Annotated in this window: 6 protein-coding genes; all 6 read right to left on the bottom strand. The window is 32.3% G+C overall.

Annotated elements, in window-relative coordinates:
* Positions 1-96: 96 nt before the first annotated feature.
* Entirely contained in the window at positions 97-1,371 is a 1,275-nt protein-coding gene (locus tag AC1RP1_RS07345) for a sensor histidine kinase (protein ID WP_481761965.1), read from the bottom strand.
* A gap of 59 nt (positions 1,372-1,430) precedes the next feature.
* Entirely contained in the window at positions 1,431-2,132 is a 702-nt protein-coding gene (locus AC1RP1_RS07340) for a response regulator transcription factor (RefSeq protein WP_481761964.1), read from the bottom strand.
* Between the two features lie 24 nt (positions 2,133-2,156).
* Entirely contained in the window at positions 2,157-3,293 is a 1,137-nt protein-coding gene (locus AC1RP1_RS07335; RefSeq protein WP_481761963.1) for a PDZ domain-containing protein, read from the bottom strand.
* A gap of 130 nt (positions 3,294-3,423) precedes the next feature.
* Entirely contained in the window at positions 3,424-4,311 is an 888-nt protein-coding gene (gene ftsX, locus AC1RP1_RS07330) for a permease-like cell division protein FtsX (RefSeq protein ID WP_481761962.1), read from the bottom strand.
* Positions 4,292-4,987: a cell division ATP-binding protein FtsE gene (gene ftsE / locus AC1RP1_RS07325; RefSeq protein ID WP_481761961.1), complete on the bottom strand. Its 696-nt coding sequence runs from the start codon at positions 4,985-4,987 to the stop codon at positions 4,292-4,294. The genes ftsX and ftsE overlap by 20 nt, the downstream gene beginning before the upstream one ends.
* A 96-nt stretch (positions 4,988-5,083) precedes the next feature.
* A protein-coding gene (gene prfB, locus AC1RP1_RS07320) for a peptide chain release factor 2 (RefSeq protein WP_481761960.1) occupies positions 5,084-6,200 on the bottom strand; the annotation gives its coding sequence in 2 pieces (ribosomal slippage) (positions 5,084-6,127 and positions 6,129-6,200; 1,116 coding nt in all).
* Between the last annotated feature and the right edge of the window lie 39 nt (positions 6,201-6,239).

Raw genomic sequence — 6,239 nt, 5'->3', positions numbered from 1 at the left:
TTATTTGCGATATTCATTATCGCCTCAATAGCACTTATTAAATATATCAGCTTTCTTTTTCTTGGTCAAGTCTATTTATGTGAATATCTCTTAATATTACAAATAAATCGTAATTTCAGTCCCCTTATCATTCGAATCTTTCACACTAATCTCTCCACCCATTGATGTCACTAGTTCCTGCACAATAGCGAGGCCAAGCCCATTACCTTCTATTTGTTTATTTCTAGACGGATCTACTCTATAGAAACGTTCAAATATTCTTTTTTTGTCTTGATTTGAAATACCAATACCAGTATCTGATACTGCTATAAAAAATCTTGTCTTTATTTTGCCTACTTCAACTACCATACGCCCATTATCAACATTATATTTAACAGCGTTTTGCAATAAATTACCTAAGATAGTGGCTATCTTATTTTTATCAAACTTTACATAAAGATCTTTTGTTATTCTCTTGTCTACTATTAAATTTTTACTTTTAATAGTACTACTTAATAAATCTAACTCATAATTTATCATAGCATCTAAATTGAAACTCGAAATATTTTCTTTGGGTTTTTGCCCTTTTGCTAATTTTAATATCTCTTGAATTAATACTTCTAATTTTTCACTTTCGTCATAAATAATATTTAAAAATTTGTTAGTTGTACTTGAATCAACAGATTCTTCTAAAAGAGTTTCAGCAAATCCTTTAATTGCTGTTACTGGTGTTTTCAATTCATGACTCACATTTCCGACAAATTCATTTTGCATTTTCTCTAATAATTTCAGCTCAGTTATATCATATAAAATTACGATTACTTGAAATTCTACATTGTTATTTGCTATATAGACGACCGTTGCATCAACCACTCTGTTTGTATTGGCAATTTCAACTTCATCTCTTTGCTTATCTTGTGTTTTAATGGCTTTTTCAATTAGTCCACTCAATTTGTATGTTTTAATATCATCAATATATGAATGTTGCTTACTTTCTATCTGTTGGCCTAATAATTTAGAAATCATATCATTTACGACTAGTACTTGTCTTTTATGATCAATTTGCATAACCCCAACTGTCAAATGTTCAATTAATTTTAGATAGTTATTATTTTGTACCTGATAGTGAATATTTCTTTTCTTTTGATAACTTTCAACACGATTAATGGCTTTCGATAATTCAAAATTGGGACTATCTGTATCTAGTAATACATGATAAGAATCTCCTTTATTGACTAAACTATTCAATATATTAGCCATTAATTCGGACTCAGCACCTGCTTTAGATGCTATTTTATAAAGTATAGCTATTTCAATCAAACTCAACACACTTACTCCAATAATACTATTCTTACTAAAAAGTTTCCCGGATACATCCCATAGAAGTGTCATACTAAATGTTAAATTTAGCAACAAGATTAACGTCGTAATTATCCATTTTAGTTTTTGTTTCATTTATTCTCCTCAAACTTATAGCCAAATCCTCGAACTGTCTTTAAATATAGGGGGTTTTTAGCATCTACTTCTAATTTTTCGCGTAAATGGCTCACATGCATATCTATCATCCTTGTTTGCCCTTCATAATCGTATCCCCAAACACCGCTCAATAACTTTTCTCTACTTAGCACACGTCCTGTTCGTTTAATAAAATATACTAAAAGTTCGAACTCTTTTGGTGTTAATGCAACTTTTTCATCATTTTTATAAACTGAATAGTTAGAAAAATCAATTTTAAAATCTTTAAATTCTCTCACTTCATTATCAATTTGTTCATCCTTAGATGAGTCATGTTCAGTACGTCTCAAAATAGCCTTAATTCTTGCTATTACTTCTCTTGGACTAAACGGTTTAGTCATATAATCGTCTGCACCAATTTCTAAACCAATTATTTTATTCAATTCATCATCTTTAGCCGTTAAAATGATTATTGGCGTTTTTACTTTTTCTTGTCTTAATTTTTTTGTAACTTCGATACCATCGTAACCAGGCAGCATCAAATCGAGAATAATGAAATCAAAATTTTGTTCTGTTGCTTTTTTAAATGCACTAGGCCCATCTATTGCTACATGCACTTCATAGTTCGCATTTTCTAGATTATACGTTAACAGCGTAACAATTGCTGGTTCATCATCTACAACTAAAATTTTTTTCATTATTTATCCCCCTGATAACTAAATTTATTTAATTATGACTAACCCTATTTCATATGGTGAGTCTGAAAATATCGCACTTTCTGTTATTTTTGTATCTCCACTAAATGTCCTAATTTTTAATCGACAATACGTTGAGCTACTCTGTAATGCTTCATACAATTCGGTTTCGTTTCTAACTTCAATGCCATTACATTGAACGACCACATCACCAACCTCTACGTCCATCTTTGAAGCTGGCGTACCTGGGCGTACCCCTACAATTAATATTCCTTCATTGGATTCTGCAAACCATTTTTCTTGTTTATTATCATGGCGTTTGATCATATATTGGCTGATACAATACGCAACTAATAGAACAATTAATCCATATATCCCCATTATTGGTATAAATATAGCCATTATCGCTAAACCTGTCCCTATAAAAGCTAAATATAAGTATTGTTTTTTTATAAATTTGATAGCTACTCTTGGTATTTCTTTATAGATACGTAATGATAGCCCAACAATTAATGGTAAAATAATGATGTTAAATTCTGTACCTGCTATATGAATAATTGGCCACCAAGAGAGTACACTATGGAATTGATCACCCGGTGTTAGAATTACAAGTGGCACCAGATACAGATCCTTCATACTAAACGACGATATATTTCGCCCTCGTTTACCTGACTGTGTGTTCGGCGATAAGGGACTATTTCTGAATAAATACAGCGCACAAGCAGTTATAAATAAAATGACTGTCCCTATCAGTAGAATCCCTGTCGTAAATTCAACGTGAAATTCTTCATATTTAAATATTTCAAAATTACTTAATTGAGATTTAGTCATCCCATATACTAGTCCCGATATAATAAATAGCGGAAAGATAGCATCAAATACTGGGTATAGTAGTAGTCCTAAAATCATAAAAATAGCATAAATAACTACCCAGTTAATAGGCAACATAACACCTAGTCCAAATAGTAACATTGATCCAATAATACTAAAAATAAAGCCTACTTTTATTGCATGACGTCCCTCATAAAAATCACTATCGACAGCTGTTCTAAATGCTTGTCTCTCTTTTTTAATTCTTCGTGTATACATACCATAAATCAGTATAATTGCTAACCAAAGCGTTGGTTGCATGAAAAAGTTTCCAATAATTTTAAGCGTTACCATAAATGCACCTATTTTCTTTAATATATAGTACTCAAATTATATCATGCTTTGTCATGATTCAAAAAAGATAATCATAATAACAAAAAAGACTGAATTTTGCATTTAGCAAAATCAGTCTTTTAAAATTTAATTAAATTTTAAGGAAACGACGCATTGAAACGAACGATCCTAAAGCACCAATAATTATCCCGATTGACACTAATAATAAATCAATTTCTGCCAAGAAAGTTCCTGGTGTTAATAATTGATAACTAGTTGATGCCAACGAAACTTGTAAACCGTTATAAATCCAAATATAGCCAAAATCAACTAAAATAATTGGAATGATAGCACCTAAAAGCCCAGTCCATGCACCTTCAAGTAAAAACGGCCATCTGATAAATCCATTCGTCGCACCTACTAGACGCATAATTCCAATCTCATTTCTTCGAGATAAAATTGTGATTCTAATCGTGTTAGAAATTAAGAATACTGCAACAAAGAGGAGTAAAGCACTAATAATCATACCCCATTTTTGGATATTACCAACTACTTTAAATAGTTTTTTAGCAGATGTGCCCCCAAAACTAGCATCATTTACATAATCTAAACTTTTAGCACGTTTTGCAATTTGCTCAGTTTGTTTTGGTTTTTTAGTTTGAACATCAAATGTATCATATAGTGGATTATCATCCCCACCAAATAACTTAAATTCATTACCATAACTACCAACAACTTGTTGTAATTGCTCCTTTTTACTTGAAAAAGTAACTTTTTTAACTTCTGAATAACTTTCAAGTTTCTTTTTCAAATCAGCCTGTTGATTCTTTGTTGTCTTTCGTTCAACAAACACTCTGACTTGAACATCGTTCTCAACATCAGATGCTAATTTATTTACGTTCATTAAGATTGAAAGTAACACCCCAACCAAAATTAACGTTACAGTAACAGCACTAATAGCAGCAACAGACATCCATCCATTACGACGTAAACTCTTAATACTTTCACCAAAATGACGCCTAAACGTTCTCATTTTCATAACCGTATTTTCCTCCTTCTTCATCTCGGGCAATACGGCCATCTTCAATAGCCAACAAACGATGTGGATATTTGTTCACAATAATACTATTATGAGTTGCCATGATAACTGTTGTCCCTTGTTCATTAACTTTTTCTAAAATTGACATAATATCATCTGACGTTTCAGGGTCTAAATTCCCCGTTGGTTCATCAGCAATTAAGACTTCTGGTTTATTTGCAACTGCACGTGCAATCGCAATTCTTTGTTGTTCACCACCAGATAATTCTTCCGGAAATTTATCCGCCTTGTCAGACAAATCAACAAGATCTAGCACGTAATCAACACGTTCTTTAATTTCTGCAGGTTCTTTTTCAATAACTTCTAACGCGTATGCAATATTTTCAAAAATTGTTAAACGAGGTAATAATTTGAAATCTTGGAATACAATTCCTAAATCTCTTCGTAAAAATGGTACTTCTTTTGGTTTCATCGTTTCTAAATGAAAATCATTTACTGTGATTTCACCAGATGTTGCTTGTTCTTCATGGTACATCATTTTTATAAATGTCGACTTTCCGGCACCACTAGGTCCAACCACATATACGAATTCACCTTGGTCAATTCGAAGATTAATATCATTGCTTGCAATAATATCATCAGAATATTGTTTAAATACATTTTTAAATTCTATCAAACAGTGAATCCTCCTGTGTCTATTTTCATAACATTTTCATTATAGCATGATTATTTACCTTTATATTGCAGTAGTCTTACAATTAAGTTTCATTTTTTAACTTGGATTTTCATTTTTTAATTTCCACTGTAAATAAGCATTAATAAATCCATCTATATCACCGTCCATTACCGCTTGAACATTACCAGTCTCAAAATCGGAACGATGATCCTTAACCATTGAGTATGGGTGGAACACATATGATCGAATCTGCGACCCCCATCCAATATCCATTTGTTCACCTTGAATGGCAGCACGTTCTTTTTCTTTTGCTTCCATTTCAAGTTGATATAACTTAGATTTCATCATACTTTCAGCCGTTGCCCTATTTTGAAATTGTGACCGCTGCGCTTGGCTCGAAGTTACTATCCCTGTTGGAATATGAATTAATCTAACTGCTGAAGATGTTTTATTAATATGTTGTCCACCAGCTCCGGATGATCTAAATACTTCCATTCTGATATCATCTTGATTTAATTCTATTTCGACTGAATCATCCAACTCTGGCATCACATCAACAGATGCAAAAGACGTGTGGCGTCGACCAGCAGCATCAAAAGGTGAAATACGAACTAATCGATGCACCCCTTTTTCACTCTTAAGATAACCATACGCGTTTACTCCCTTAATAAGAAGCGTCACACTTTTCAATCCCGCTTCATCGCCAGATTGATAATCTACTGTTTCGACGATTAGCCCACTTTTTTCAGCCCATCTCGTATACATTCTAAGTAACATTAATCCCCAATCCTGAGATTCGGTACCTCCTGCACCTGGATGGATTTCTAAAATAGCATTTCTGCTATCATAAGGTTCATTCAATAATAATCGTAATTGATACTTGTCGAGTGCTTTTTTTGTCTCGTTAAACAAGTCATCAAATTCTATTAGCATATCATTATCATTTTCTTCTTGTAATAATTCAAGCATGACTTGTAATTCTGATACCTTACTCTCTAAATCATGAAACGCATCATATTTACCTTTTAATTGATTGTTTTCGTCAATAACTTTTTGTGCTTCTTCTTGGTGATTCCAAAAATCTGGGTTAGCCATTCGTTCTTCATTTTCAGAAATACGTTCATTCAGCGTCTCTAAGTCAAAGAGACCCCCTGAAGTTAGTTATTTTTTGTTCCATTTCATTAATTTGTTTCCTATAATCGCTTAATTCCATCAATTTTCTCCTTAATTTACTAAAAAGAGTCACCTTCAA

This window comes from Dellaglioa sp. CoH-56-MRSF-13 (genome assembly GCF_056782095.1).
The sequence above is the reverse complement of the archived record's forward strand: the minus strand, read 5'-3'. Positions and strand labels throughout refer to the sequence as shown.